Source organism: Corynebacterium glaucum (assembly GCF_002287505.1).
Lineage (GTDB): Bacteria > Actinomycetota > Actinomycetes > Mycobacteriales > Mycobacteriaceae > Corynebacterium > Corynebacterium glaucum.
Genome location: NZ_CP019688.1, coordinates 1934648 through 1961531, shown reverse-complemented (window position 1 = coordinate 1961531; position 26884 = coordinate 1934648). Strand labels below are relative to the sequence as shown.

Here is a 26884-nt window from a genome sequence, read left to right as displayed (position 1 = left end):
CGTGAACTCAACCGTGTTTCTGCCCGGTGTCGCCACCCGCGACCACGAGGTGACGGTGCCGATCGACCGCGACGACCCCGCTCGCGGTCAGATCAGCGTCTTCGCGCGCGAGCTTGCCGTTGACGATTCGCTGCCCGCCCTCGTGTACTTCCAGGGCGGGCCCGGCAAACCCGGCCCGCGCATGCTCATGGATTGGATCCCGGAGGCGCTGAAGCGCTACCGCGTGTTTCTTTTCGACGAGCGCGGCACCGGCCGCTCCCACAAGGTCGACCGCACGACACCCGAGCGTATCGACGCGCACTACCTGTCCCACCTGCGCCCGCCCGATGTCGCAGCCGATGCCGAGGCGATGCGCCAGCACCTGGGGCTTGAGCAGTGGGACGTGCTGGGCAACTCGTTCGGCGCAGCGTGCGCGGGCGCGTACCTGTCCTACTTCCCGGAAGGTATCCGCCGTGCCCACCTGGTTGGTTGCGTGCCCGAGCCGCACATGGAGGTGGAGCGCTTCAACCGCCTGAACTTCCAGCTGCTTGCCGCCCGTACCAAGGAACTCTTCGCCGAGGTGCCGTGGATCGAGGACCGCATCGCGGAGGTCGCCGATCACCTGGACAACCACGACGAGCGGATGCCGACGGGGGAGCGGCTCTCGGCCACGCGCTTCCGCTTCTGCGGCGTGCTGCTCGGGGAGGAAGGCGACTTCGGCGCCCTGGCGAACCTGCTTGAGATGCCGTTCACCACCCACCGCGGCGAAAAGCGCCTGCGCGGGGATTTCCTCGCACAGTTGGGTGCAATCATCTCGCTGGAGACCATGCCGCTGTGGGGCGTGATCCACGAAACCGTGATGGCGCGGCCAGGTCATCCGGTGCAGTGGAACGCCGACAAGGTCTACCGCGAGGAGTTCGCTGACCTGCCGCTGTTAGGCAACCAGTTCCTGCGCACCCACTTCGAGGAAGACCCGGCGCTTATCCCGTTCTCCGAAGAGGTGGACAAGGTCCACCGTATGGACACCCTGAAAGCCCAGGCGCAGGATGTCTCCGCCAACGAGGTGCCCACCGCCGCGCTGCTGTTCAAGCAGGACCTGTTCCTACCGTACGAACTGACCCGCAAGTCGGCGACGCGGGTGGGCAACCTCAAGCTGTGGGTGCACGACGAATGGTTCCACGACGGCCTCTGGACGCACGGCCCGGAGGTCGTGAACACCCTGTTCGACATGCTGGAACCCTAGGGGCGCTTTACTATCAGCGGGTGTGAGAACTTCCGCCGCCGCTCTTGCCTTCGCCGCAACCCTGGCGCTTGCCCCGGTCGCCGCGCCCGGTATCGCCAGCGCCGCTCCGCTGACCGCGCCACAGCTGCAAAGCGAGATCACTGGTTCTTCGACCGGTCCCGCGCCCGTGCACCACGACGGCGCACCGGTGCCGCGGCCGTTCACGCCGGACTACCTCGCCGGTTACATCTCGGACATCTCGCCGTACCAGTACGGCATCTACGCCGAGGTGAACCGCCTCTTCCCGCAGGTACGCGATACCCAGCCGGAGACCATGGCGGCGAACCTGGAGACCGTAGTGCGCATCAACAACACCGCCACACCGGCCCAGATTGAGCAGGCACAGATCGACGCCGTGGCCTCCTCCGGTGGCCTGTTGGCGACGTTGTCTCCGGCCCTGGGGGAGGAGTTTGGTGTGGCGTTGCGGGCGTCGTTAAGCGAAGGACGATTGCCCAAGACTGCCTACCTTTTGGACAATGGTTACCTTGCGCGCACCGGTGGGCTTGCGAACTCGACGCTGATTGAGAAGCGGGTGTTCAACTACCCGCGGCCGCATGTGGTCGCACCTGAGCGGATCAACCGCTACAACACGGAGGCGACCGGTGACCTGTATCTGACCTCGCCGGCGTTCCCGTCGGGGCACACGAACCAGGCGGTGCTGACCACCAGCCTGTTGGCGTATATGGTGCCTGAGCTCGCGCCGCAGCTGTACTACCGCGGGGCGGAAGCCGGGCATTCGCGAGTGGTGCTGGGCGTGCACTACCCGCTGGACGTGATCGGCGGGCGGATGTCCGGCTACGCGGCGGCTGCGGACCGTCTCAACGACCCGAAGATGCGGCACGCTTTGGACCAGGCGGCGGACGAACTGCGCGCTGAAATCGAGTGGCGCACCGGCAAATCGATTGCGGAGCTGGTGGCCAGCGACACCCCGTACATCGCCACCGCGGACGCCGTCGCCGCGATGGATCAGATGATGGATTACGGCCTGCCGCGGGTGTACGTGCTCGATGCGCCGATGGAGGTGCCGCAGGCAGCGCCGGTGCTGCTCGCCGCTCGATTCCCGGAGCTTACCTGGGAGCAGCGGGTAGAGGTGCTGCGATTGACTGCCTCTGAGGCCGGCAACCCGCTGGATTGGCAAGGCTCGGGCGGGTCTTGGCAGCGCATCAACCTCACGGCAGCGGCGGCTGCGCAGGTGACGGTGAATCCCGACGGGTCAGTAGCCATCCAGTAAGCGCCGTCGCGGTGACAATGACACTGATGTAGAACGCCGCAGTTGGCCAGTCGATGTCGACGGCCGGAACCCTGCCCGGGAAGAACGCGCCTGCCGCGAAGACCCCGATGTTGTTTGCCGCATGGAGCGCGATAGCAGCCTCCACACCGCCGGTGCGCCAGGTGAGAAAGGACATGCACGCCGCGAAAATGAAGATGTCGATCAGACCGATCCAGTTGTAATAGTGGAAGTAGACGAACGGCAGGATCGCGAGGCCGTACGCCACCCAAGGGGAGCGCACCCAGCTCCCGGCGATCTGCGGGAGTGCGGCACGAAAGAGGAGCTCTTCCGACGCGGCCTGTAAGGGAGTAACCAGCACGAACAGGCAGGCCAGCACAATCGTTTCGGTGGTGAACACCGCCTCCCCGCCCGCGCGCATCTCGTAGGCGAAGACAAGTAGGGCCATGGGCACTGCAACCAGGGCACTGCGAGCGACCAAAGGCCAGCGAGTTCGACGCTCCACTGACAGCAACTGCGTTGGATCGCGCCGGGTGAGCCATGCGGCGAGGAACGGCACGGGGAGTATCAGCGCCATGACGAATACGTCAAATGCCTCGGACTCTTCACCGCCGAGGGCGAGCAGGACCACCACCGCCACGATGGTTAGGCCGAGAAACAGCGCTGCGAGAATGATGGCCTCGATCGGCGGTACCCACCAGCGGCGCGGGCGCGCCATCAAATGAAACTGCATCTATCCGACCCTATATACATTAGACACAGCTCGGCTGCGGGTGACCACCCGCGCGATGAGTGCGGTCGCGATCACCGTGAGCGCAATCGTGAAGGCGACTGAGCCCCAGTCGAGGTCCGTTGTCACGGTGAGATCGTCGGGAAAGAAGGGGATCAACAGGTAGATCTGGAGGTTGCCTGCGGCGTGCAGCACGGTGGCAGCCTCGATGCCGCCGGTGCGCCACGTCAAGTACGCCGCACATATGGCGAACACGAAGATGTCCGTCAGCCCGATCCAGTTGTAGACGTGGAGGAACACAAACGGCGGGATCGCAGCGCCGTACGCGCCCCACGGTGAACGCACCCAAGTACCCACGATTTGCGGCAGCGCCGCGCGAAACACGAGCTCTTCCATCGCGGCCTGGAACGGAATGATCAAGAGGTAGACACACGCGAGGGCAATGGTGTGAGCGGTGACGACTGCTTCGGCGCTGAAGAACATGATGCCCGCGAGCAATCCGTACAGCGGCACCGCTACCAGCGCAGCGCGTCCGACGATCGGCCACCGGATCCGGTACTCCACCGAGAGCAGCGCGTTCGGGTTGCGCCGGGTCAGCCAGGCCGCGAGAAACGGCGCGGGAAGCACCAACGCCAGGGACAAGAGTTCGAGTACGTCCGCATCATCGCCCGTGGCACTCAATAGAGCCACCGCAGCGGTGAGCAGGCCGAAGAAGAGGGCTGCGACCAGGGCTAGTTCGATGAGCGATACCCACCAGTGGCGGGGGCGCGCCAGAAGGTGAAACTGCAATTAGACCACCTCGATAGTGAGTTCTATCTGGACACTTTTGCCTGGTAGCAGGAGCGTATCACGCAGCTCAGGGCCAGCGCAGATACCTCCTTCGGGCGGATGCCATACCACCATGCCGGTGGCGCCGGTGGGGGTGAGTTTGACGGTTCGGTGGGCGTCGTGAAGCACAAGCCCCTGAAGCTGACCGCGCGCGAAGTGGGGGACGATCGCGAGGTACACCGGCTGCGGTGTTGGGCCGGTGTTGGTGCAGCGCAGGTTGAAGCGGCCGTGCAGTGCGGTGTATCGAAAGCGCCAACCGGGCACGGCGAGCTCTGCGTTGGAGGAGTCGCCGCGCCACGGCATCTCGCAAAGGACGACACCGCCGGGGCCGACGACGTCGATGCCGCGAGCACCGAGCAGTTCGCCGGACGGGTGCGGAAGGGAGCGCACGCGCACGCTATCCAGCTGCGGCGGAGCGACGGTGGTATTGACCCCGAGCAGCAAAAGGAGCCCGGCACCGCCGTACATCGCGAGGACCGTCAACGCGGCGAGTAGCTGCCGGATGCCGAAGTCTTGCGCAATGCCGGAGAATTCGCCGAAGTACACCGTCGCGTTCAGCGTGATATGCAGTGCGATCGCGGCCTCGAGACCGCCGGTGCGGTGCGTGAGCAGGCTCGCGAGTGCGCCGAAGATTGCCACGCTGATCAGTCCCGAGGCGCCGTACGGGTGGCCGATGACAAAGATCGGTAGAGCTACGAGGTACGCCAACCACGCGGAGCGCATCCACGTACCCATTGCCTGCGGCAGCATGCCGCGGAAGATCAGCTCCTCGGCCACACACTGCAGCGGCAGCGCAGTGCACGCAACTGCGACGTGCAGCCAAAAAGTGCGGTCTACGGGCGCGGGCATGCCGTAAAGCGCCACGTCGAGGGCTTGCAGCACCGCCGCCGGCAAGGTGATAAAAAGCAGCGCCTGGCCGAAGCGGCGCCACCGGAACCGCCGCTCGACGGACCACAGCGTGCCGCGCGGCCTGCCACTGATGCGTGCGGCCAGCAGCACCGCAGGGATCCCGGTCGCGATGCCGCCGAACAGCATCAGGCTCGTCGCGGGGTCGGCGCTCCACTCGTCGCGCTCGAAGAGCATGGCGGTGAGCGACTCCAACGTCACCGGCCCGAACATCATCGCGATAATCCACGCGATCTGGAACAACAGCCCGAACACGGCGGCAAGCCCGAGTTCTACAAGCGGGCGCCACCAGTCCGGGCGCGTGCGGTTGAGCCGGTGGTAGGGGGCGATCACCTTGGGTGCGTCGTCCATGGGCCACCAGCTTAGGCCCCCTCTTGTTCAAATCACATACTCGTAAGTCCCGGGTTACAATTGACGCATGCAGACACCGGTTCCCCGCGAGCAGGTTCAGCTCACGGCAGCTGAAGTGCACGAATTCGACGCCATGGCCATGAATTTCGAGCGGGTGGAAGAGCACCTGCTCGACCCGACGCTGGTGCCCTACATCACTCGATAAACTCGCTGGATCCCTCGTCGCCCAGCACTGAGTCCAACACTGAGTCCAGCAACTGCTGCGAGTACTCGTGCTGCGGGTCGCGCCAAATCGCTTCGGTCTCTCCGTGTTCCACAATCCGGCCTTGGTGCATAACCGCGATCCGCGGGCAGATCTCGCGCACCACCGCCAAGTCGTGCGAGACAAAAATGAGGGTGTTCGGGCCCACGGTGGCGTCGAGAAGCGCAAGCACCTGCTCGCGTACGGAGACATCGAGCGCGCTCACCGGTTCGTCGGCAAGCAAAATGCTGGGGCGAGACGCGGCGGCGCGAGCGATCGAGATCCGCTGGCGCTGCCCGCCGGAGAAGGCCTTGGGCAAACGGTTGTCGGTAATGCCAACCTCTGCGAGGGTTTCGCTAGCTCGTTGCTTATCGACGCCCCCTTCCATCACGCTTCGGAGCACATCCATCCGCGGGTCGAGCGAAGAATACGGGTCCTGGAAGACCATCTGCATGGTGCCGCCGACAGTGACCGTGCCCGAATCCGGCGTGAGCAAGCCAGCGATGGTGTGCAAAAGCGAGGTCTTGCCGGAGCCGGAGCCGCCGACAATTCCCAGGCGCTCGCCGTGGCGGACGGTGAGCGAGACGTTGTCGAGGGCCTGCGTGGCGCCGCGGCGCAGGCTCACGCCGTCGAGCGTGACCACGGGCTCGCCGAGGACCGTGAGTGCGGCTGGCGGGCCGGGGCGCGAGGCGCGCTCGAGCTGCTGGGCGTACTCGGAGTGGGACGATACTTCGCGTCCGTCCTTGAGGATGAGCAGCTGCTCCGTCATGCGATCCACCACGGCGAGGTCGTGCGAGATGAAGATCAGGCCCATGCCGCGCTCGTCGACAAGCCGGTCAATCAAGTCGAGGATCTGGCGCTGCACGGTGGTGTCGAGCGCGGTGGTGGGCTCGTCGCAGATCAAATAGTCCGGGTTCTGCGACAGGGCGAGCGCGATGAGCACGCGCTGGCGCTGGCCGCCGGAGAGCTGGTGCGGGTAGGCGTCGGGGCGAGCAACGCCGACGTCCTCAAGCAACTCGTGCGGCACCAGCGAACCGATCTTTTTCAGCGGGTCGAGCGCGGTCATCGGCTCTTGGAAGACCATGCCCACCTTCGCGCCGCGCACCTTGCGCTGAACCCGGTCGGGGGAGCCGATCATCTGCACGCCGTCAACGGTGATGGAGCCACTCACCGGCAGGTCGGTGAGCCCCATGATGGACAGCGCGGTGAGCGACTTCCCGGAGCCGGACTCACCGATAATGCCCAGGCGCTCGCCGGGGGCGACCTTGAAGGAGATGCCGTGCAGCAGGCCCGGAATGCTCAAATCTTCAACGCGGATCACGGCTGCCTCCAAGCAGGTTGAAGCCCATAACGGTCAGCGCAATCGCCAGGCCGGGCCAGATCGCCAAGTGCGGGTCGGTGGCCAAGAACGGCTGCGAGGCCTGCAGCATGCGCCCCCACGACGCATACGGCGCTGGTGCCCCGAGCCCGAGGAAGCTCAAGCCGGCCTCGGCCAGGATGGCCAGAGCAATTGCGACCGTCGCCTGCGTGGTCAGCAGGTGCGCGATGTTCGGCAGCACGTGACGGCGCGCAATCGCCGGTCCGGAAAGTTTCGCCATCCGCGCGGCCAGGATGTAGTCCTGGCTCATCACCTGGATCGTGCCCACACGCGCCACGCGCACAAACCCGGGAATCCCGGCTAGCCCAATCGCCAGCACCACAATCCAGATCGAGGCCCCAAACACCGCGGTGAACACAATGGCCAGCAGCAGCGCCGGAAACGCCAGCAGCAGGTCGGACATCCCCATCACGAGCCTGCTGTTGCGCATCCCCGCATAGATCCCCAGCGGGATGCCAATCAACGCCGACAGCCCCACTGCGCCCAGCACCACAGCAAGGGTCAAGCGCGCGCCGTCCATAATCCTCGACAGCACGTCGCGGCCCAGCTCGTCCGTGCCAAGCACATGGCTTATCGACGGCCCCTCCAACCGGTTTTCCGGCATCGCCTGCAACGGGTCGTACGGAGTCCACACCAGCGACACCACCGCGGCGAGCAGGACCAGGCCGACGATTACGCCACCTACGTATTGCGCGCGCCTCATCGCCGGCTCCTTGGGTCGATTACTACGTACAGCAGATCCACGATCAGGTTCACCGCGAGTGTGAACGCGACCAGCAGCATCATCACGGTCTGGACGGTGGTCAGGTCACGGCTCGACACAGCGTCGATCAGCATGGAACCTAAACCCGGGATCGCGAACACCCGCTCCACCACGACCGCTCCCACAATCAGCGTCGAGAGCTGCAGGCCAGTCACAGTGAGCACAGGCAGCGCCGCGTTGCGCAGCACGGAGGAATAAAGCACTTCGCTTATCGACGCCCCCTGCGCCCTGCCCGTGCGCACGTAGTCCTTGCCCAGCTCCTCCACGATGGCAGCGCGCACGTAACGCGTGAGGATCGCACCCTGCACCAGTGCCAGCGACGCCACCGGCAACACGGCGTGCGCGGGTGAGCCCCAGCCACCAGCCGGCAACCACCCCAGTTGCACAGAGAAAAGTGCGACGGTGAGGATGCCGATGAGGAACGACGGCACCGCGATGCCAATCTGCGTGAGCCCCGCCAGGATCGGGTTGGGGCGGCGCGCCAGCCGGATCCCCAACGGCACGGCAAGCAACAGCGCCACCACCATGGCGGTGATGGTGAGGGTGAGCGAGATGCCGGCGCGTTCGATGATCGTCGGTGTGATATCGCGCCCCGACGCCATTGAGATGCCGAAGTCCCCAGTGAGCAGTCCCCCGATCCAGTCGAAGTACTGGACGGTCAGCGGGCGGTCGGTGCCCAAGCGTCGCGAAAGCTCCGCGACGGCTTCGTCCGTGGCCGTCACGCCGAGCGCAACGCGCGCCGGGTCGCCCGGCACTGCGCGCAGCAGCAGGAAGATCAGAACGCTGGCGGCGGCAAGCAGCGCGAGGAAACGTCCAACGGATTTGATCACCGCGCCACCTCGATTCGGTTCAGCGGTAGCGAATCGGTGACCACGTTCGGGTTTACGCCCGTAATGCCAGGGCGGGCCAGCACAATATTCGGCGCGTTCACCAGCGTCAACGCTGCGGCGTCCGCCATGATCTGGTCCACGGCGCCGCCGAAGTCTTCGTGGGCAAGCAGCTCACGCGTCTGCTCGGAGTCGTATCCCAAGTAGTAATCCGGGTTGCCGAACAGGTTGGCCAGGTCGCGCGGCTCCACGTGGGCGACGATCGAGGCCTGATAGTCCGACTGCTTGAGCACCTGGTTCAGCCACACCGCTGGGAACTCGACGGTTTCCAGCTTCACGTTGAAGCCAACGTCGCGCAGTTGGGAGAAGATGAGCTCGGCCGCGGTTTGCGCGTAGGGGAGGCTGGGCACCGTGATCGTGATCTCCGGGGCGCGCCCCGCAAGTAGTTCCCTCGCGCGCTCTGGATCGAAGGGGTAGTAGTCGCGGCCGGTGTACCAGGGGTCGGTTGGCGGCACGGGTGCACCGCCGGTGTCGGTGGCGTAGCCGTTGTACACCACCTGGTTCAGCGCATCGCGGTCGATGGCGTGGGCGACGGCGCGGCGGACATCTGGGTCGTCGAATGGTGCGCGCCGATTGTTCATGGAAAGGAGCACCTCGCCATTCGTGGTGCCCACTTCGACCCCGATGTCTTCGGGAAGCGCGCCAATCAGCTGCGGCGCCTGCATCTGCCACACCACGTCCACGTCGCCTGCGCGCAGCGCGTTGACCGCGGAAACGGCATCGGAAAAGTAGCGGATCTGCGCGTCGTTGTGCACGGTGTCCCAGTAGTCCTCGCGGGCGGAGAACTCGATCGCGGTGCCCTCGTCGAAACGCTTCACCGTGTACGGGCCGGTCCCCAGCGGGTCCGTCGCCAGCCGAGGGATGGAGTCCTCGCACATCATCGCCCCAGTGAACGTGCCCATAGACCAGAGCCAGCTTGCCGACGGCTCTTCCAACTGCACTTCCAGCGTGTGCTGATCAATCGCCGTCGCGGCGTGAACCGGGGCCATTTGGGCTTTCAGTCCGTTGGTCCATTCGTTTTGGACGTAGTTGATTGAGAACACCGCGTCCTCGGCGGTGAACGGTTTGCCGTTGGAGAAGGTGACGTCGTCGCGCAGGTGGAACGTGTATGTCGTGCCGTCGGTCTCCCAACTCGTTGCGAGGTTGGGTTGCGGCTGGCCCGAGTCGTCGATAAGCACGAGCGTCTCGTAGACGTTGCCCATGAGTGCCTGCGGGCCGGCGGCACCACCGGTCGTCGTAAAGTCCAAGCTTGCTGGGGGAGCGGACGCCGCGACGGTGAGCACCTCCGTGGGGTGCTGCGATGTGGTGCATGAGGCAAGCGCTGCGGCGGCGAGCAGGGAACCGGCAAGCGGGGTGTGCTTCATGCGGAAAATCGTACCGTACTAGCCGATCGTCTCCGGCGCCATCTCTACCCACATTGGCGAGGAGTGTCCGCGCACGTTGTTCAAGCCGAAAGACATCTCCTCGGTGCGGTAACGGTGCACTGCGTACTCAACCGGCGCACCGGTGTGCGTGTAGGCGCGAACCTGCACCTCTAGAATCGGCGCGCCATCCGCGACGCCGAGGTTAGAGACATCGTCCTCGTTCGCGAGGTCGATGCTTGCGGCGCGGGCGATGTTATTGAAGTTCACGCCCTCGCGCATCAGGGTGCGGTGGAAGGACTCTGAGTTCGGGTCCACGCCCAGCACGATCGAGGAAATGGATGGGCTGAAGAAGATTTCCTCGGTGACGATCGGGGTGCCGTTTGCGGTGCGGACGCGGCGCAAGGAGACCACCGAGGTGCCCTCCTTGACGTCGAGCGCGTTGGCAATTTCGGACTGTGCGGGGTGCAGGCCGAACCACTGCAGGATTTGGCCCGGCTCTTTGCCCATGCGGGCGATGCGGGAGGCGTTGGAGAGCACTTCCTCAAACGATTCGGTGCGGATATTAGACAGGACAATCGACCGGCGGCCGCGACCGGAGGAGATCAGACCCTCGCTGCGAAGCGTGGAAACTGCCTGCCGAACCGGGCCGCGGGAGGTGTCGAACTGGGTGCAGAGTTCCGCTTCTGAAGGCAGCGATTCGCCGACAGGAATGCGGCCCGCGAAGATTTCGTCCCGCAGGTAGTCGGCAATTTCTTGGTGTTGCTGTGGGCGGCGCAAGGGGTTGGCCGACAGGGATTCAGACACGCGATACTTCCGATACTTAACCGTGAGAAATGATTGGTATGGCCATACTACATGGTTGACCGTACATTTCCTCACGGGCGGTGCGCGGCGAGGATCTCCATGCCCCTCAATGCTTCTTCATGCGAGGCCGCCTGGAGGGAAATCATCAGCTCATCGGCCTGAGCCAGGGATTTGAACCAAGTAAGATAATCCTGAATATTTTCCCCGGTGCCCTTCGCAGTGTAGCGCAACATATCAATAATTTGGCGCCCTTGAATGGAGTGCATGTGCGCATCGAGTTGCTGCTCCGACAGCGGCGCCCCGCGGCGGCCAATCATCGAGCGAACACGCTCGCGGTGAACGGTGTGCTGCTGCCGGTCCGCATCTTCCTCGGTGTCGGACGCGATCACGTTTACGGCGGCGATGCAGTACGGCTCCGGGTAACGTTCGGACGGCTCGTAGTTCTCGCGGTAGTACGCGGTAGCCTGCTCTAGCTGCTGCGGAGCGAAGTGAGACGCGAACGCGTACGGCAGGCCGAGCTTGGCTGCAAGAGACGCCCCGAACATCGACGAACCGAGGATGTAGAGCGGAACATTCGTGTTAAAGCCCGGCACAGCGACCACGCCGGGAAGCGGCGACTCGTTGGACAACCATGCCTGCAGCTCCAACACGTCCTGCGGGAAGTTCTCCGCGCTGCGCGGATCGCGGCGCAGGGCGCGGCCGAGTGTCTGCTGATCCGTACCGGGCGCACGACCCAGGCCCAGGTCGATGCGGTCCGGGTAGAGCTCCGCGAGCATGCCGAACTGCTCGGCGATGACGTAGGGGGAGTGGTTCGGCAGCATCACTCCACCAGCACCGAGGCGGATCTTCTCCGTCTGTGCACCGATGTGCGAGATCAAAACCGATGGCACCGAAGAGACGATCGAGGTCATGTTGTGGTGCTCGGAATACCAGATGCGCAGGTAGTCGAGGGACTCCGCCTTCTGGGCGAAGGCCACGGAACGTTGCATCGCCTGCCCAACGGTCTCGTCGGGGTAGCGGGTGCAGAAATCAATGAGGGACAACGGGGTGCTCATGCCCCCACGCTACGCTCGTGGGTGCGTAGTTCCCACTAGCCAGCGGTGACGACTTCGCCTTCAACCGTCTGGTTGGTGCCGATCTCCATCGCTGGCTTCGGGTTCATGAAGTCGATGACAAGGCCGGTGATGAACGCGACTGCCACCGGCACGACCCAGCCCAGGCCAGCTGCGAACAGCGGCGCCCAGGAGACAATCGGCTCGAGCGCGGTGGCACCCCATCCCAGGCCGACGAAGGTCTCGATCAGCGAGAAGATCACGGCGGTCCACACCGGCAGAATCAGCGCCCAGGTGAAGCGGGTGCGGGAGCGGAACAGCGGCTCGATCAGGGTGACCAGGATCAGCGCGATGGCCGGCGGGTAGAGGAAGCCGATCACCGGCGCAGCGATAGTCATGATGAAGCTCAGGCCCTGGGTCGCGAAGATCATCGACCAGACAGTGAAGATGATCGCCCACGTCTTGTACGAACCCGCGAACTGCTCCGAGAAGTACTTGGCGGTCGCGGTAATCAGGCCCACGGCGGTGGTCAGGCAAGCGAGGAGCACGACCAGGGAGAATACTATCTGGCCGGCGGTGCCCATGGTGGCGTTGGAGGCGTCTGCCAGCAGGGCTGCACCGGTTTCAAACTGGTCGCCGCCCGGCATAACGCGCCCGATGCCGCCCAGGCCCAGGTAGATCAGCGCGAGCATGATGCCTGCACCGCCGCCGGCGATGACCGTGCTGTTGACCAGCTCGCGGCCCTCGTAGCCCTTGTTGCGCAGGGTGGAAATCACGACGATGGCGAACGCGAGTGCGGCGATCGAGTCCATGGTCAGGTAGCCTTCGAGCAGGCCAGTGGTGAACGGGCCTTCGCCGTAAGCCTCAGCAGGGGTGACCGGTTCCGCATCCCAGCGTGTGATCGAAACCGCGATCATAACTATCAGCAGCACCACAAGCGCTGGCACCAGAAACTTGCCCATGGTGTCCATGATTCGAGTCGGGTTCCAGCTCAGTGCGAGTGCAATGCCGAAGAAGACGATGCTGAAAATCGCCGTCGGCAGCGTACCGGAGACACCGAACAGCGGGGTGACCGCGGTCTCCATGGACACTGCGCCGGTGCGCGGCAGGGCGTAGAACGCGCCGATGGACAGGTACGCCAGGATCGGGAAGAGCACGCCGAAGATCGTGCCGGCCCGCTGTGCAAGGTCGCGCACGTTTGCACCGGAGAGTGCAATCGCCACCACGGCAAGCACAGGCAGCAGCGCGCCGGTGCCAAGGAAGCCAAGAATGGCGGGCCAAAAGTTATCGCCGGCCTGCACTGCCAGCATCGGTGGGAAGATGAGGTTGCCTGCGCCGAAGAACATGGAAAACAGCGCCAGCGAGGTGATCAGAATCGTCGAGCCGGAGCTGGGTTTCGGCTTGCTTGCGGCGGTGGACATTGAAGCCTCCGTGAAAGTACCTGGGTTTGGATGAGTTGGACTCACAGTACAACCCCAGGGCAATTTTGGGAAACGCCTTTCACAGAATGGAACGCAAGGCGTCGAGGGGGATATCCACCCAGTCAGGGCGGTTGTTCGCCTCGTATACGACCTCGTACGCCGCCTTGTCCGCAATGTAGGCATCCAGCACACGGTCGGTTTGTCCGTACCCAAGCTTCAGCTTATCGACGCACTGACGCTCCCACTCAGCATCGAGATCCCCAACCGCTCGCGCGTAACCGAAGGAGCGGATCATGCCTGCAACATCGCGCATGACGTGGTCCGGCCGCTGGCGCTCCGCGAGCGGGCGCGCCGGCTCGCCCTCGAAGTCGATGAGGTACCAGTGCTCGCCGGATTTCAGCGTTTGGCCAAGGTGCAGATCGCCGTGGACGCGTTGGATGCTCACCGTGGCGGAGTCCAAGGTGGCGTCGTAAAGCTTGCGAATGCTCTCCTCGAACTCCCGGAGGATTGGCGCGCGCCGCAGGTAACTGTCGAGGTTAGCGTGAAGGGTGTCGCGGAGGTGCTGTGCGTCGGCGGTGGTGGTGCCGAACGTGTCCGCGAGCGAGACGTGGACGCTGCGGATTGCGGCTCCGAGGTCGTGCGCGGCCTGCGGGTCGAAACCCTGGGTAGCCAGCTCGAAGCCGTCGGTGCCGTCGATCTTTTCCTGCTGCATCGCGAGGGTGCGTCCGGCAAGCGTGATGTAGCCGGTGACTCGAGCGACGTGCGGGTTGGAAATTTGGCTCAGAATTTCGACGTCGGGATTCAGGCCGTCTTCAAGCTTGCGGAACACCTTGACGATGGTGTCGCCGACGATGAGCGAGGTGTTTGACTGCTCGGCGCCGAGCGGGGCGGCTGGGGCTTTGGACAGCTCGCCATGCACCTCCCCGAGTGCTTCCATGTGCTCGACGTAGGCGCTCGCGCCGGCATCGGTGGCCAGAACGTCGCGCTCGCCGTTGGAAAGTACCTGGTAAAGGTCATCGTTGAGCTGCATCAAGAGCCACTGATACTGGCCCAGGGGCTGCCGCCGGAGCACGTCTTGGTGCGTGACCTTTTCCGACTTAGCCCCGTAGAAGCGCTCGGCGGTGATGTCGATCATGAAAGCTCCTAGGAGATGTCGAACCAGAAGAATCCGTGCGGGGCGAGGGTGACCAGCCAGGGCAGCTCACCGATGGTGGGGAACTCGAGGCCGCCGGAGAGTTCGCGCGGGGTGATTCCGTTGTACTGGGACAGCTGCATCTCCACCGGCTGCGGGCGAGAGCTCATGTTGTGCACGCACAGGATGCGCTCGCCGTCGTACTCGCGCACGAACGCGAGAACCTGCTCGTTGCCGTGTTCCACCTCGATGTAGGAGCCGCGGCCGAACGCCTTGTACTGCTTACGAATGTGCACCAAGGTGCGCACCCACTGCAGCAGCGAGTTGTCGCGCTGCATCTGGCTTTCCACGTTGACGATGTGGAAGCCGTACTGGTCGTTGCGTACCGGCGGCAGGTAGAGGCGCTCCGGGTCGGCGGTGGAAAAGCCGCCGTTGCGGTCGTTCGACCACTGCATCGGGGTACGCACGCCGTCGCGGTCGAAAAGCCAGATGTTATCGCCCATGCCGATCTCGTCGCCGTAGTACAGGAACGGCGAACCGGGCAGGCTGAGCAAAAGCGCGTGGGCCAGCTCGAGGCGGTCGCGGTGGCCGCCAAGTAGTGGCGCGAGGCGGCGGCGGATGCCCACGTTGGCGCGCATGCGCGGGTCGAACGCGTAGGACTTGTACATGTAGTCGCGCTCTTCCTCGGTGACCATCTCAAGCGTGAGCTCGTCGTGGTTGCGCAGGAAGATGCCCCACTGCGCGGATTCGGGGATGTCCGGGGTCTCGCGCAGGATGTCAATAATCGGCTGCGCGGACTCCTTGTGCAGCCCCATGAAGATGCGGGGCATGACAGGGAAGTGGAACGCCATGTGGCACTCGTCGCCGGTACCGTCCGCGCCTGCACCGAAGTATTCGACGACCTCGTCCGGCATCTGGTTCGCCTCCGCGAGGAGGAAGCGGCCGGGGTACTCTTTGTCGAAGAGGTCGCGGACCTGCTTGATGAACCCGTGGGTCTCCGGCAGGTTCTCGCTGCTCGTGCCTTCGCGCTCAAAGAGGTACGGGATCGCGTCGAGGCGGATGCCGTCCATGCCCAGGTCCAGCCAGAAGCGGATGACGTCGAGGATCTCCTCTTGCACCTTCGGATTGTCGTAGTTCAGATCCGGCTGGTGGGAGAAAAAGCGGTGCCAGAAGAACTGCTTGCGCACCGGATCCCACGTCCAGTTCGACTCTTCGGTGTCGATGAAGATGATGCGTGTGCCGTCGTACTGTGCATCGTCATCGGTCCACACGTAGTAGTCGCCGTACGGGCCGTCCGGGTTCTGGCGCGATTCTTGGAACCACTGGTGCTGGTCCGAAGTGTGGTTGATGGGGAAGTCGGTGATGATGCGGATGCCGCGGCGGTGGGCGGCATCGATCAGCGAAACGAAATCCTCCACCGTGCCGAACTCCGGCAGCACCTTGCGGAAGTCACGGATGTCGTAGCCACCGTCTTTCAGCGGGGAATCATAAAACGGCGGCAGCCAGAGACAATCCACTCCCAGCCACTGCAGGTAGTCCAGCTTCTCTTCTAGGCCCCTCAGCGTGCCGGAGCCGGTGCCGTCCGGGTCGTAGAAGGCGCGCACCAGCACCTCGTAGAAGACGGCATCTTTGTACCACTCGGGGTCCGGACGCTCCCACGGCTGCTCGACAGGCGCCGGGGAGGAGAAATCTGAAGCCTGGGGGGTTTGTTCCATGGGTGTTTAGAGTACTTCGATCGCGCGGGCGATGCGCTCCGTGGCCTCCTTGAGGATCTCCGGCGAGGTGGCAAAGTTCAGCCGCGCACGGTGCTCGCCGCCAGGCCCGAAATCAACCCCCTCGCTCAGCGCCACCCGAGCATGTTTCAGCAGGTAAGCAGCAGGCTTATCGACGCCCAGTTTCGTGTCCTTGAAGTCCAAGAACATGAGGTAGGTGGCATCCGGGATTTCAAAGCGGATCCCCGGAATCAGCGTGGAGAGGTTTTCCACGAGCCAATCGCGGTTGGTCTTGAGCTGCTCCACCTGCCAATCGAGGTGGTCGCGGCCGGACTCGTACGCGGCTTCCGCGGCGATGATGCCCAGTGTGCCAACGCCATCCTTGGCCACCGGGTTGATCGCGTTCCAGGTCTTCACGTCCGCGTCGTTAGTGAAGATCATCTGCGCGCACTTCAGCCCCGCGACATTCCACGCTTTCGAGGTCGCCGTGACCGTGATGCAAACATCCGGGTTGTTCGCCGCCGCGCAGACGTGTCGTTTGCCGTAGGTAAGCGGTGCGTGGATTTCGTCGACAAGCACCCGGCCCTTGTACCGGCGAGCGATGTCGCAGATTTGGTCGAGCTCTTCCGATGCGAACATCCAGCCGCCCGGGTTGAACGGGTTAGTCACGATGATGCTGCCCGCGCCGTTCTTGAACGCCTCCTCGACCTCGGCCATGTCTAGACCGCCGTTGGCGCCCTTGCTTGAACTGATGTCGATGCGGTTGCGGCCGGCGGCCTCCGCGATCGGCAGGAACGGAAAGTACGCAGGCACCGGCACGATCACGTCGCCTTCGGTGAAGTACTGAATTGCCAGCAGCACGCCGCGCACGACGTCCGCTACGGGGAAGATCTTCGCTGCGTCCGGGCGCCAGCCGTAGCGCCAGTCGTAGAAATCTGCCACCGCCTTGCCCAGGTGGTGCGCGTGCGGGGCGGGGGTGTAGCCGAACATCTCGCGCTCGCAGGCGTCGATAATTGCCTGCTTGATGGCTGGAGCCGTGGGGAAGTCGCTCTCGGCGACGAACATGGGGATGACGTCGTCGTCGAACTGGGTCCACTTACGGGTGCCGCGGGTGCGCAGGGTGTCAAGGTTTGAAAACTGCATGGCCCCGAGGGTACGCCTACAGATATGGCGCGTAGAGCTGGTTGATGGTTTCCATCAGCGTCGGATCCTGCCCCGCCGGGTCAAGCTCGGATGCGTAGCGGGCTCCGCGCTCCGGGCAGCATTCGCCGTTGATGGAGGAGCAGCCGTGCTCTTGGGCGTGGGAGGAATTGTCGGCTGCAATGGCGCTATGCACCTTGACTGCGGCCAAGTATTCCGGTGATTCCTTGTCGGAGGCGCTGATCAGTTGCCGCGCGGCGTCGTAAAGCTTGCCTGCGATTGCCGGCCAATCCTCCAGCACGAACTGCTGCTTGTCCTTGGGCCACTTCACGCGGCAAGCATCGACGCCGGGGAAGGACACCTTGTGCAGCGTGGCCTCGGAGAAATCGCAGCCTGCGAGCTGGGTGAACCTGTAATCGGCGCTGACAGAGAGGTTGAACAGTGCGCCGCGCACTGTCGTGTTCACCAGCTTCATCGTGCCGGGTGCCGCGGAGCCGGTGAGCGTGACGCCTTCCAAGGTGCACCCGTCGATAGTTTCAATCCAACCCGTCTCAATCGGCTGGCCGATGTACTCGAGCGTGCTGTCCAAGAGCGACACGTGGGACGCCTCGCAGTCTTCCCACGCAATCTCGCTGAGCCGGCAGCGCTCCAGCCGCAGGTAATACGCGCGGCTGTCGCGCACGGTGATTCCATGGAAGGCGGAGTCGCCCACATTCAGCGCGTGGATGTCGAGGCCTTCGAACGTCTCGCCACGGATGTCCAGCTCCTTCACCGCGCCCTGGTGGCGCTGGGTGTACGTCTTTTCTGGCACAGATGCCTCGAGCGGCGAGGATGTGTACCCGTCCTCGCTGTCGGGGCCGGTGCGGGCCTGGACCCACTCGCTGAAGGAAGGGTAGGGGCCGTAGAACCACTCCTCCTGGAACACATCGGCCTCGCCGCAGACGATGCCGCCATCAGCGCGGCGGTGCAGCAGCACATAGTCGCCGTTGTCGGTGGCAATGGGGAAGTAGTCGGGCGCGAAACGCGGGAACGTGGCCACGAACTCATGGTGCATGTTCTCCAAGTCGTTCCCGTCCGTCAAGTACGGCTCGGGTGGGGCGAGCTCGATGTGGGCCACGACGTGGTCGCCCGCGGCGAGGGCATCGACGTAATCCGCGGGCAGCCATTCAGGCGCGAACGCGAGCTGTTTGTTCAGGTACTCACGGCTGTAGCCGCTGTCTTCTAGCATGTGAACTCCATCTTCTCCCAGGTGTGGTCGGTCGAACGCTCGCGGGTGTCCATCCAGCATTGCATCACTGCTGCTGCCTCATCCACCGTGTCACAGAACGTCACCCAGTGGTCTTCGAAGGACCCTTCGCGCACCTCCACGCGGTGTTTGCCGTCTTCGACCTTTGTCTGCGTGTAGTCCTGGTCCATGTACGGGTCCTCAACGATGAGGAAATCCTCGCCCTCACTCGTCGCCGCAATCCACGCGCCGATGCCGCGCCGGGTCACCCACGGCATGTGATGCTTACGCGTGGTCATCGTCAGATCCACCGATTCGTCGCCAAAAGCCCACACGTCTCCCGACTTCTCGTACGCTGCGAGCAAACCCTCACCCACCAGCAGCGGGATCAACGACGCCGCGAAGCTCGCCTTTGACTTCTTGGGTACCCGAAACGTCAGACACCGGTCCCCGGTCAACTTCGGCTTGTGCCTCGGGTGCGGCCACTCGGAATTAAGCTCAGCCAAAAGCTCTTCCAGCTCAGCTGAGGGCTTTTGCTTAGCGACGCTCGCGTTGACCACGACTTCCGCCACCTCCTTAGGAGCAACCTCCTCGGCATCGTCCGGTTTGTGCACGATCAGGGTGTCAAACTCCCGGCCTTTCGGCAGGGGCGGCGCTGGGGACGGTTTCGGCGCTGGGGTGTAGTCGCGCATCCGTTGTTCGAAGTCGGCCCAATGTTCCTCCAGCGCGTGAGTGGCTTCAATCCCATGAGCTTCGTATGCGCGCTTGATGTCTTCAAGGGTCTGGTGCCGGTGCATGTGAGAGGCAAGGGCGCCGAAGAATCGGTCCATGTCCCGCTCCCGAATCGCAAGATTGTCATAACCCGCGGGTTCTCGCACCTGTGTGCTGCGCCAGCGGTCCGGAAGCCCCGTGTCGAGCAGTCGATTCAGGAGAACGTGCAGGTTGTCTCGCTCAGGGTGGTAGTCCACCTCGAAGTCTGCCGCCTGCCAATCGTGGAAGAACGAAAGTGGCACCGCGGGGGACGCGCTGAGGTTTGAGTAATCCTCCCGCACCCAATCTTTGTGGGCATAGTGGTCCAGCTTCCAGATGTTATACATCGGGCGCCGGGCTTCCTTCTCGATTTCGAACCACCACACCAGCTCGCCGGATTCAAACACCCACCGGTACGAGTTCCCCAGCCGGTGGAAGTGGTTATCCGCTGCCCGGATCATCGCTTGCCGCAGTCCTTTCAGCGACATCGGCTCACCGTCCACGTTCTTCCTCCCCGCGTTCGCTAACTTAATGATTTGTTAACGCAGATTAATGCGTTGGTAAATGCTTCCGATACACTCACCTTAAGCGCCCGACGAGATTATGGGGGTCCAGATGGACGTTATCTTGCTTCCGAACCTCACACCGGAGCAGGTCAGCGAGGTTGCAGAGCGCCGCGACGCCGGTGAGCTCACCGGTTACGACGCGGTCGTAGAACTGCTGCGCAGCGATGCCCCGCTGTTTGTGCGCATGGTGGCTGATGAACTCGCCGCCACCAAACCCGAGTTGGACGGCGCTCCGCCCATTGACGAGGTCCGTCAATTCTTGGACTCCATCCTGAGGTTCGCCCTCAGCGCGGACGACACCAAGGTGCGTCGCAGCAATTACGCCACCGTTCTGGTGCACTCCGGCATGCTCAAGTGGGACGGTGCAGCAGGTCGACTGATCACCGGGCAAGCGGCCAGGGAGATGGGCCAGGCCATCGTGGAGCGCGGCGACGAAGGCTACGCGTGGGCGTACGATCAGTTCGCGGCGAAGTACCTCAGCAGCGCCACATTTGCCCACCTCCCGTTCGCGGTAGATTTGGCCCTGCTGTGGGCGTGGGAACAGTTCAGTGCTGCCGCGAGCAAGATTGAAATCCGCTCTTCCGAGCTCTACCTGCAGACCATGACCCATGCCGGCACGCTGGCTGGCCTGCCGCTGGAGTACAACGCGAAGCTCACCGGGTCATCGCCGAACGAGGACTTCTTCATCGCTTCCGGGCTGATGGATCTCTCCAGCGGGCAGAAAACGACGCTCGGCCAAGATCTCGCTGCTCGCGCGTTGCTCGAGTCGAACGTGCCGGCCAGCTTGTTGGAGTGGAACTTCCGGTAAGGCGGCCTCTTACTGGGCCACCTACTCGGCCGCGTCCTCCTGGTCGCCCTGGAAGCCGAAGGCCTTCAGTCGCTCCCGGTCGGCCGCAGACGAAGAGGCGGTCAGTCGCAACAGCTCCGAATAAATGCCGCCGGAGGTGGCCAGTTCTGCTGGCGAACCGATCTCGTCCACCCGGCCGTCGCGCAGGGTGATGATGGTGTCGACATCGGCGATGGTGGAGAGGCGGTGCGCGATCATGATGGTCGTGCGGTTGCGCATCAACTCATCCAGACCCGCCTGGACAGCGCGCTCTGCCTTGGTGTCCAGTGCGGAGGTCGCCTCGTCCAGGATCAGGACCGGGGCGTCTTTGAGCATCGCGCGGGCGACGGCGACGCGCTGACGCTGTCCGCCGGAGAGGCGCAGCCCGCGCTCGCCGATCACCGTGTCGTAGCCGTCTGGGAACGCGGAGATGAAGCCGTGGGCGTTTGCGCGCTTGGCTACATCGATCACCTCATCCAGCGTTGCGTCCCGTTTACCGTAGGCGATGTTCTCAAACACGGAACCGGAGAACAGGGCCGGCTCCTGGAACACCACACCGGTGGTGGCACGCAGTTCCTCGACGCTCAACTCGGCGCTGTCACGCCCGCAGACGGAAAGCGTGCCGCGGTTGATGGGGTAGAGGCCAAGCAGGAGGTTCACAATGGTCGATTTGCCTCCTCCCGACTCTCCAACCAAGGCGATCTTCTGGCCCTCCGAGGCGGTGAAGGAGACGTCGTGAAGCACAAAGTCCTCCTCCTCATACCCGAAGCTGACCTGGTCGAATGAGATGACCGGCTCGCGCACCGGCAGGGGCTCATGCTGCACGAGTGTGAGCTGGGGGCTGCCGGCGGTTTCGGTGGCGGCTACGAGCTGGGCGTTGGCGGTGGGTTCGACCGGCTCGTCCATGACCCTGAAGTAGGAGCGGGAGCCGGCGATGGCGCGCTGGGCGGAATCGACGATCCAGCTCATCATGGTCACCGGTTGGCGCACCATTGTCACCATCTGGATGAGCATGACCATCTCGCCGATGGTGAAATGCCCGTCGAGGGTGCGCAGGAACAGGATCAGGTAGATGCCCAGGAAGATCAGGTTCATCACCAGGCCGCGCGCCGTGTCCATCGAGTGCCACCAGCGCGACTGTGGACGGGTGATGCCGACGGTGTCGTTGTAGTGCGAGCCGAATGCGTCAAGCTCGCGTGCCTCTGCGACGAAAGACTTGGTCACCTTCACCTGGCCGACGACTTCGGCGAAACGACCGTTCGCCTGGTCGATGTGGGCGTTTTTGTCGTCTTCGAAGCCCTGCCAGCGCTTCGAAGTCAGCGCGGTGAGCCAGGTGTAGAGCGGAAACAGCAGTGCGAGCAGCACAGTCAGCGGCCAGTAGTAGTACGCGGTGATTACCAGAATCGCTGTGACCTGCAGCAGCATCGGCAAAAACGAGTTGGCCATGGACTGGATGAACTGCGTGACGTTGGCAATTGAACGATCCAACCGTGCGATGATGGTGCCGGTCACCTGGTTGTCAAAGTAGCGCTGGGGCAGCGCGAGCAGTTTGGCAAAGTAGCGGGTGGAAAGGATCTGGCGGATGCGTGCGACCATGATGTCGCCGAGGTAGCCGGAGACGTTGCGCAACACCGATGCGCCGGCCTCGGCGGCGAAGAGGCCGGCCGTGAGCCAGACGACGGTGCGCGCGCTGCCGCCGTCGACAATCGTGTCGGTGGCCTCGCGGATGAGAAACGGCGAGATGAGGCTTAATCCCGCCACCGCGGTGGAAACCGCGACCACGCCAAGGTAGAAGGGCCACAATGCCGAGGCGCTGCGCAAGACACGGATCAAAGACTGCATGTCGGCCCACGCTACCCCGGGCGGTACTATGGCGAAATACTGCTATCTGCTCGAACCTGCTCGAACGTTGAGGAGCCGCCACCACCATGTCTCACCGCCACACCCTCGCAGTGCTTGCGCTTGTTCTTCCGCTGGCTGCTTGCGGCGGCGCGGTCGATGACGACAACTCGGAAGGCATGGGAACCCAGCCAGAGAACGAGGTGGAAGTCACCAGCACAATCGGCCGGCCCGAGCAGCACTTCGAGGTGCAGGAAGTTGCCCCGGCGACCAGCACCGAGATCCAGGGCCAGAGCGTCGATGACCCCGCGATGGAGTTGAGCTACAAGTGGCAGGGCACCTCGTATGCACCGGGCGGCGGCACGGTTGTTGTGGTCGCGGTGACCAACAAGTCAGAGGCACCGCTGCCGGCGGATGCACTGCGGACTGAGCTGCGCTACAACTCTGGCGGCGGCAACATGCAAACCGCCAAGCCTATCGACAGCGAAAAGGCGGGCATTGACATCGTCGGCCTCGACCGCCCACTCGGCCCCCTTGCGACCGTGAACGTGAAGTACGCCTTCGATGTCTCGTCCGGCAGCCTGTGGGACGCGGAGTTCACCATCGGCAACGTTACTTTCGACGGGAACTTGAACAATTGATCGAGCAGGTAGTGCTTGTCGACGATCTGGGCAACGCCATCGGCACCGCCAACAAATCGGAGGTGCACACCGCCGATACCCCGCTGCACCTGGCGTTTTCGTGCTGGTTGTTCAACGCGGATGGCGAGCTGCTGATGACGCGGCGCGCGCTGAGCAAGCTGACGTGGCCCGGTGTGTGGACGAATTCCTTCTGTGGCCACCCCGCGCCGGGTGAGGCGACCGAGGAGGCGGTGTACCGCCGCGCCCAGGTCGAGCTAGGCATTGCGCCTGAGGACATCGCCGGCTTAGAACTCGCAGTGACGGACTTCCGCTACCGAGCGGTGGATTCCTCCGGGATCGTCGAGCACGAGATCTGCCCCGTCTACGTGGCGCAGCTGCGTCCGGACGCGCAAGTCGGCTCAAACCCGGACGAGGTGGACTCGCTGGCGTGGGTTGTGCCCGCCACGCTGCGTGCCGCGGCAGAGAGCGCGCCCTTCGTGTTCTCGCCTTGGCTGGTTGAAGAGCTGGCGCAGCCGGGTCTCCGCGCTTACGTCTAGTGCCTACGTCTAGTACTCGAACGCGCCGCGCAGGTATCCGAACGGATCGGTGACTATCTCGGCGGCGCCATCGCGGTTACGCCGGATGGCGGTGCGGTTTTCGTCGTAGCGCGGCCAGCCCACCTCGCCGCTGCGCACGAACTCCAGCAACCACGGCTGCAAAGCGCCGCGGAAGAGCGGGGTGAGGTCCTGCGAGTGGAAGGTGTCGGTGTGTTCCGCGAGCCACACCGGTCCCGGCGCGCCTTCTGCCACCATGTCCGCAAACCGGCGGCATAGCGAATCGCCGATGAGCTGGCCTGCAATGTGCTGGCGGTCTCGCTCCTTCAACGCTGCGAGATAGTCGCGTGCGGCGTCGCCGCGAAGGTCCATCCGCGGGCCAAACGTGCGCGCCATCGTAAGACCGAGTCCGGTACTGTCGTAAACCTTGCCCGACTTGTAGAACTCCTTGTCCGTGGCGGTGACTACGAGCGGAACCTCGGCAAGCTCCGCGGTGTCGAGCGGATGGGGCCCGAGCGCCATATCTGTGACGTATTGGGTGCGGAAGCGCTTGTAGGCGCGGTCGAACTTGCCGCGGTCGGAGTCGAACAGCGCGTTGAGGCTGTCGCGGGTGAGCGGTTTGCCGATCGCGCCGCGCGCCGCCCACTTGCGCGTTGGGAAGCCGCGGCGCGGAAACACCGGACTCATCGCCAGCGCCCGGCGGAATTCGCCACGGTAGTGGTCGCGCCGGGACAGCCACAGCGCGATCGCCGCACCCGCCGACTGGCCCATGACGGTGACGTTCGTCGGGTCGCCGCCAAACGCCTCGATATTGCGCTGCACCCAGGCCAGCGCCTCCAGCACGTCGGCGACGGCGCGGTAGTGCGCCGGCTGGTCGGTGGGGAACTGCAGCAGCCCCGGGAATTTCAGGCGGTAGCCCACGCGCACGTGGATCACGCCTTCGCGGGCAAACCCTTCCGGGTTGGAGTACGTCTCGGTGTGGTCGCCGGTTTCAAAGCGCCCGCCGTGGATGTACACCAGCACCGGCAGGTCGGTGAGCATCTTCGAATCCGGCGGGGTAGTGATGGACAGAGCGGGAGTGCCGGGGCGTTCGGCCGAGGCGTCGATAAGCAATCCCTGCTCTGCGGGGCGCGGATCGTCGAAGGCTCCCTCGAACCGTGAGTACCTGATGGAGTGGAAGTGGCGGACATCGCCGCTTGTGGTGCCGTCGGTGGTACCGACGATGGTGCCGGCGGGGCAAGTGACTTCGGCAGTCGGCATGGGGCCAATCCTAACGGGATACAGTTGTCGCCATGACGAACCCGTTGCTTGCTCCCTCCGGCCTGCCCTATCAACTGCCCGACTTCGCAGCGATCGAGTTGTCGCACGTCGAGGAGGCTTTTGAACACGCGCTGGCGGAGCACGCGCGCGAGATCTCCGCCATCACCACTGAGGAGCAGCCGACGTGGGCGAACACGATGGAGGCGTTTGAATGCTCAGGCACGGACCTGGAGCGGGTGCGCAACTGGTTCTTCAACCTGCAGGGCACCGACGCGACCGAGGAGTTTGACCGGGTCGCGGACGCGATTGTGCCGAAGCTGTCCGCGCACACCGACTCGATCTACCAGAACGAGGAACTCTACCGCCGGCTGCGTGAGCTCGATGTGCCGGCGGACGAGGAGTCGCAGCGGCTGCACGAGCGCACACTGCGCCAATTTGAGCGCCGCGGGGCGAATCTGGACACCGCGGGCAAGACTCGGCTGCAGGAGATCAATCAGCGGCTCTCTGAGCTGTCGGAGCACTTCGGGCGCAACCTGCTCGCGGACACGCAGGCGCTCGCGGTGGAATTCACGCGCGAGGAGCTCGCGGGCCTGAGTGAGGAGCAGCTCGAGGCCTACCGCGAGGGCGATCGCTTCATCGTGCCGATCGAGCTGCCCACCACCCAAGCACTCCAAGCCCAGCTCGAGCGGCCGGAATCGCGGCGCAAGCTTTTCGACGCCTCGCGTGCCCGCGGCATCGAGTCCAACCGCGAGCTGATTGTCGAGTCCGCCCGGCTGCGCAAGGAGCGCGCGCAGCTGCTCGGGTTCGCCTCGCACGCGGACTACGTCATTGCGGAGGAAACTGCTGGCAGTGCCGCTGCCGCGCGCGCGTTGATCACCGATCTCGCACCTGCCGCCGCGGCGAACGCGGAGATGGAGCGCAAACTCGCCTCGGAGCTCGCGGGCGAGGAGCTCGACGGTGCGGATTGGCCCTACTGGCAGGCCCGCCGCCGGGCGGAGGAGCTCTCGGTCGATGAGGCGGAGCTTCGCAAGTACTTCCCGCTTGAGCAAGTGCTTGTCGACGGCGCCTTTTACGCCGCGAACCTGCTCTACGGCATCACGGTTGCGCGGCGCGAGGATCTGCGCGCATACCGGGACGACGTCGATGTCTGGGAGGTGAAAGAGGCCGACGGCACGGGGATCGGGTTGCTGCTCACGGACTACCACGCGCGGCCGTCGAAACGCGGCGGTGCGTGGATGAGCTCCTTCGTCGACCAGTCGCACCTGCGCGGCACCCGCCCGGTGGTGGTCAATGTGATGTCGCTGTCCTCGGAGCTTTTGACTATCGACGAGGTGACCACCGTCTTCCACGAGTTCGGCCACGCCCTGCACGGGCTGCTGTCTGACGTGCGCTACCCGTCATTGTCGGGTACGAACGTGCCACGCGACTGGGTGGAGTTTCCTTCGCAGATCAACGAGAACTACGCGTTCGCGCCCGAGATCGTGCGCAACTACGCGCGCCACGTGGACACTGGGGAAGTGATTCCGGACGAGCTGCTCGAGGCGGTGCGCGCGTCGCGCCAGTTCGGGCAAGGATTCGACACCGCGGAGTACCTCGCTGCAGCCGCGATCGATCTGGCGTGGCACTCGTTGGAGGACGAGGTGCCGGAGGACATTGACGCGTTCGAAGCCGAGGCGCTGCGGGAGGTCGGCCTGGATGTGGAGGGCCTGGAGCCGCGCTACCGGTCGTCATGGTTCAACCACGTCTTCGGCGGCGGATACTCAGCGGGCTACTACTCCTACCTGTGGGCCGAGGCGCTCGATGCCGACGGCTTCGAGCTGGTGCAGGAGGTGGGCATCGGCCGCGAGATCGGGCAGCGCTTCCGCGACACGATCTTGTCAGTCGGCGCGTCGAAGGATTACACCGAGGCGTACACCGCGTTCCGCGGTCGCGGCAAGGACACCCGGCCGCTGCTGGTGCGTCGCGGCCTTGCTGGCGTAGATCTGGAGTAGACCTGGCGTAGATCTGGCGTAGACGCAGAGCACGAGATTCATTAGGATCCCAAAG

General features: G+C 64.3%; 24 protein-coding genes. 7 read left to right on the top strand and 17 right to left on the bottom strand.

The genetic code is table 11. The features are described from left to right. The first annotated feature begins 1 nt into the window (after position 1). On the top strand, positions 2-1222 hold the full coding sequence (locus CGLAU_RS09500) for an alpha/beta fold hydrolase (RefSeq protein ID WP_157731340.1): 1221 nt from the start codon (positions 2-4) through the stop codon (positions 1220-1222). Between the two features lie 22 nt (positions 1223-1244). Then, positions 1245-2492 carry an acid phosphatase gene (locus CGLAU_RS09495; RefSeq protein WP_095660490.1) on the top strand — a complete coding sequence of 416 codons (1248 nt, stop codon included), beginning with the start codon at positions 1245-1247 and terminating at the stop codon, positions 2490-2492. On the opposite strand, the gene CGLAU_RS09490 is transcribed toward CGLAU_RS09495, so the two are convergent. Genes CGLAU_RS09490 through CGLAU_RS09480 form a run of 3 tightly spaced genes read right to left on the bottom strand, consistent with a single transcriptional unit; the run spans position 2431 to position 5304 of the window. Beyond that, positions 2431-3222 carry a CPBP family intramembrane glutamic endopeptidase gene (locus CGLAU_RS09490; protein ID WP_095660489.1) on the bottom strand — a complete coding sequence of 264 codons (792 nt, stop codon included), beginning with the start codon at positions 3220-3222 and terminating at the stop codon, positions 2431-2433. The genes CGLAU_RS09495 and CGLAU_RS09490 overlap by 62 nt on opposite strands. Further along, positions 3223-4008 (bottom strand): CPBP family intramembrane glutamic endopeptidase, encoded by a 786-nt coding sequence (locus tag CGLAU_RS09485; RefSeq protein WP_095660488.1) that lies wholly within the window; start codon positions 4006-4008, stop codon positions 3223-3225. After that, positions 4009-5304 carry a CPBP family intramembrane glutamic endopeptidase gene (locus CGLAU_RS09480; RefSeq protein ID WP_095660487.1) on the bottom strand — a complete coding sequence of 432 codons (1296 nt, stop codon included), beginning with the start codon at positions 5302-5304 and terminating at the stop codon, positions 4009-4011. It lies immediately after the preceding gene. Positions 5305-5371: 67 nt separating this feature from the next. Between CGLAU_RS09480 and CGLAU_RS12400 the strand changes: the two genes are divergently transcribed. Next, positions 5372-5509 carry a hypothetical protein gene (locus CGLAU_RS12400; protein ID WP_198304911.1) on the top strand — a complete coding sequence of 46 codons (138 nt, stop codon included), beginning with the start codon at positions 5372-5374 and terminating at the stop codon, positions 5507-5509. Here CGLAU_RS12400 and CGLAU_RS09475 read toward each other — a convergent pair. The 12 genes from CGLAU_RS09475 to CGLAU_RS09420 form a co-directional block, all read right to left on the bottom strand. Further along, positions 5499-6866, bottom strand: a complete 1368-nt coding sequence (locus CGLAU_RS09475; RefSeq protein ID WP_095660486.1) for an ATP-binding cassette domain-containing protein — start codon at positions 6864-6866, stop codon at positions 5499-5501. The genes CGLAU_RS12400 and CGLAU_RS09475 overlap by 11 nt on opposite strands. After that, on the bottom strand, positions 6853-7626 hold the full coding sequence (locus CGLAU_RS09470; RefSeq protein WP_095660485.1) for an ABC transporter permease: 774 nt from the start codon (positions 7624-7626) through the stop codon (positions 6853-6855). The genes CGLAU_RS09475 and CGLAU_RS09470 overlap by 14 nt, the downstream gene beginning before the upstream one ends. Further along, positions 7623-8513: an ABC transporter permease gene (locus CGLAU_RS09465; protein WP_415877159.1), complete on the bottom strand. Its 891-nt coding sequence runs from the start codon at positions 8511-8513 to the stop codon at positions 7623-7625. The genes CGLAU_RS09470 and CGLAU_RS09465 overlap by 4 nt, the downstream gene beginning before the upstream one ends. Further along, positions 8513-9937, bottom strand: a complete 1425-nt coding sequence (locus CGLAU_RS09460; RefSeq protein ID WP_095660483.1) for an ABC transporter substrate-binding protein — start codon at positions 9935-9937, stop codon at positions 8513-8515. The genes CGLAU_RS09465 and CGLAU_RS09460 overlap by 1 nt, the downstream gene beginning before the upstream one ends. Positions 9938-9955: 18 nt before the next feature. Continuing rightward, entirely contained in the window at positions 9956-10741 is a 786-nt protein-coding gene (locus CGLAU_RS09455) for a GntR family transcriptional regulator (protein WP_232507099.1), read from the bottom strand. Positions 10742-10812: 71 nt separating this feature from the next. Further along, a complete protein-coding gene (locus CGLAU_RS09450) occupies positions 10813-11796 on the bottom strand; it encodes an LLM class flavin-dependent oxidoreductase (protein ID WP_095660482.1) in 984 nt (327 codons plus the stop codon). A gap of 35 nt (positions 11797-11831) precedes the next feature. Continuing rightward, on the bottom strand, positions 11832-13214 hold the full coding sequence (gene brnQ / locus CGLAU_RS09445) for a branched-chain amino acid transport system II carrier protein (protein ID WP_095660481.1): 1383 nt from the start codon (positions 13212-13214) through the stop codon (positions 11832-11834). Positions 13215-13293: 79 nt separating this feature from the next. Continuing rightward, a complete protein-coding gene (locus CGLAU_RS09440; protein WP_095660480.1) occupies positions 13294-14349 on the bottom strand; it encodes a trehalose synthase in 1056 nt (351 codons plus the stop codon). A gap of 8 nt (positions 14350-14357) precedes the next feature. Next, complete coding sequence (gene treS, locus CGLAU_RS09435; RefSeq protein ID WP_095660479.1) at positions 14358-16061, bottom strand: maltose alpha-D-glucosyltransferase; 1704 nt, start codon at positions 16059-16061, stop codon at positions 14358-14360. Between the two features lie 6 nt (positions 16062-16067). Next, positions 16068-17201 carry a MalY/PatB family protein gene (locus tag CGLAU_RS09430; protein WP_095660478.1) on the bottom strand — a complete coding sequence of 378 codons (1134 nt, stop codon included), beginning with the start codon at positions 17199-17201 and terminating at the stop codon, positions 16068-16070. 16 nt (positions 17202-17217) lie between these two features. Then, positions 17218-18426: a pentapeptide repeat-containing protein gene (locus CGLAU_RS09425; RefSeq protein WP_095660477.1), complete on the bottom strand. Its 1209-nt coding sequence runs from the start codon at positions 18424-18426 to the stop codon at positions 17218-17220. After that, on the bottom strand, positions 18420-19661 hold the full coding sequence (locus CGLAU_RS09420) for a hypothetical protein (protein WP_157731338.1): 1242 nt from the start codon (positions 19659-19661) through the stop codon (positions 18420-18422). Before CGLAU_RS09420 ends, CGLAU_RS09425 begins: the two co-directional genes overlap by 7 nt. A gap of 127 nt (positions 19662-19788) precedes the next feature. On the opposite strand from CGLAU_RS09420, the gene CGLAU_RS09415 reads away from it, so the two are divergent. Next, positions 19789-20547 (top strand): hypothetical protein, encoded by a 759-nt coding sequence (locus CGLAU_RS09415; RefSeq protein ID WP_157731336.1) that lies wholly within the window; start codon positions 19789-19791, stop codon positions 20545-20547. A gap of 21 nt (positions 20548-20568) precedes the next feature. Here the strand turns inward: CGLAU_RS09415 and CGLAU_RS09410 are convergent, their stop codons facing one another. Continuing rightward, positions 20569-22407 carry an ABC transporter ATP-binding protein gene (locus tag CGLAU_RS09410; RefSeq protein ID WP_095660474.1) on the bottom strand — a complete coding sequence of 613 codons (1839 nt, stop codon included), beginning with the start codon at positions 22405-22407 and terminating at the stop codon, positions 20569-20571. 86 nt (positions 22408-22493) lie between these two features. Here CGLAU_RS09410 and CGLAU_RS09405 point away from each other — a divergent pair, with 86 nt between their 5' ends. After that, positions 22494-23045 (top strand): hypothetical protein, encoded by a 552-nt coding sequence (locus tag CGLAU_RS09405; protein ID WP_095660473.1) that lies wholly within the window; start codon positions 22494-22496, stop codon positions 23043-23045. Next, on the top strand, positions 23042-23581 hold the full coding sequence (idi, locus tag CGLAU_RS09400) for an isopentenyl-diphosphate Delta-isomerase (RefSeq protein WP_198304909.1): 540 nt from the start codon (positions 23042-23044) through the stop codon (positions 23579-23581). The genes CGLAU_RS09405 and idi overlap by 4 nt, the downstream gene beginning before the upstream one ends. Positions 23582-23590: 9 nt before the next feature. On the opposite strand, the gene CGLAU_RS09395 is transcribed toward idi, so the two are convergent. Continuing rightward, the gene (locus CGLAU_RS09395) at positions 23591-24838 is read right to left on the bottom strand and encodes a carboxylesterase family protein (protein ID WP_095660472.1); all 1248 of its coding nucleotides are present in this window, start codon (positions 24836-24838) and stop codon (positions 23591-23593) included. Positions 24839-24870: 32 nt separating this feature from the next. Between CGLAU_RS09395 and CGLAU_RS09390 the strand changes: the two genes are divergently transcribed. Further along, positions 24871-26829 carry a M3 family metallopeptidase gene (locus CGLAU_RS09390; RefSeq protein WP_095660471.1) on the top strand — a complete coding sequence of 653 codons (1959 nt, stop codon included), beginning with the start codon at positions 24871-24873 and terminating at the stop codon, positions 26827-26829. Positions 26830-26884 lie beyond the last annotated feature (55 nt).

Coding starts and splice junctions, on each gene's coding strand:
- CGLAU_RS09490 (WP_095660489.1), bottom strand. CDS start 3,222: ATGCAGTTTCATTTGATGGCGCGCCCGCGCCGCTGGTGGGTACCGCCG.
- CGLAU_RS09480 (WP_095660487.1), bottom strand. CDS start 5,304: ATGGACGACGCACCCAAGGTGATCGCCCCCTACCACCGGCTCAACCGC.
- CGLAU_RS12400 (WP_198304911.1), top strand. CDS start 5,372: ATGCAGACACCGGTTCCCCGCGAGCAGGTTCAGCTCACGGCAGCTGAA.
- CGLAU_RS09470 (WP_095660485.1), bottom strand. CDS start 7,626: ATGAGGCGCGCGCAATACGTAGGTGGCGTAATCGTCGGCCTGGTCCTG.
- CGLAU_RS09460 (WP_095660483.1), bottom strand. CDS start 9,937: ATGAAGCACACCCCGCTTGCCGGTTCCCTGCTCGCCGCCGCAGCGCTT.
- CGLAU_RS09450 (WP_095660482.1), bottom strand. CDS start 11,796: ATGAGCACCCCGTTGTCCCTCATTGATTTCTGCACCCGCTACCCCGAC.
- brnQ (WP_095660481.1), bottom strand. CDS start 13,214: ATGTCCACCGCCGCAAGCAAGCCGAAACCCAGCTCCGGCTCGACGATT.
- CGLAU_RS09440 (WP_095660480.1), bottom strand. CDS start 14,349: ATGATCGACATCACCGCCGAGCGCTTCTACGGGGCTAAGTCGGAAAAG.
- treS (WP_095660479.1), bottom strand. CDS start 16,061: ATGGAACAAACCCCCCAGGCTTCAGATTTCTCCTCCCCGGCGCCTGTC.
- CGLAU_RS09430 (WP_095660478.1), bottom strand. CDS start 17,201: ATGCAGTTTTCAAACCTTGACACCCTGCGCACCCGCGGCACCCGTAAG.
- CGLAU_RS09425 (WP_095660477.1), bottom strand. CDS start 18,426: ATGCTAGAAGACAGCGGCTACAGCCGTGAGTACCTGAACAAACAGCTC.
- CGLAU_RS09420 (WP_157731338.1), bottom strand. CDS start 19,661: ATGTCGCTGAAAGGACTGCGGCAAGCGATGATCCGGGCAGCGGATAAC.
- CGLAU_RS09415 (WP_157731336.1), top strand. CDS start 19,789: ATGGACGTTATCTTGCTTCCGAACCTCACACCGGAGCAGGTCAGCGAG.
- CGLAU_RS09410 (WP_095660474.1), bottom strand. CDS start 22,407: ATGCAGTCTTTGATCCGTGTCTTGCGCAGCGCCTCGGCATTGTGGCCC.
- CGLAU_RS09405 (WP_095660473.1), top strand. CDS start 22,494: ATGTCTCACCGCCACACCCTCGCAGTGCTTGCGCTTGTTCTTCCGCTG.
- CGLAU_RS09395 (WP_095660472.1), bottom strand. CDS start 24,838: ATGCCGACTGCCGAAGTCACTTGCCCCGCCGGCACCATCGTCGGTACC.
- CGLAU_RS09390 (WP_095660471.1), top strand. CDS start 24,871: ATGACGAACCCGTTGCTTGCTCCCTCCGGCCTGCCCTATCAACTGCCC.